Genomic DNA, 207 nt, shown 5'->3' with positions numbered 1-207 from the left:
CACCACGGGAGCAGCATCTTCCAGCATATACGCCAGCCGCTCAGCCGGATAAGCCGGATCGAGTGGTACATAGGCGCCGCCGGCTTTGAGGATAGCCAGTAAACCTACCACCATTGCCGGGCTGCGTTCAGTACAAATTGCTACCCGGTCATCGGGCCGTACGCCTAATTCAATCAGGTGGTGCGCCAGACGGTTAGCGCGACAGTT

At 58.5% G+C, this 207-nt stretch carries 1 protein-coding gene; it reads right to left on the bottom strand.

Features of this window, described 5'->3' with window-relative positions; genetic code table 11:
• On the bottom strand, window positions 1-207 hold a 207-nt coding region (locus AAC147_RS11620), incomplete at both ends, for an AMP-binding protein (protein WP_047686653.1).

The organism is Xenorhabdus sp. NBAII XenSa04 (genome assembly GCF_963866145.1).
GTDB lineage: Bacteria > Pseudomonadota > Gammaproteobacteria > Enterobacterales > Enterobacteriaceae > Xenorhabdus > Xenorhabdus indica.
This window is presented reverse-complemented; position numbering and strand designations above follow the sequence as displayed.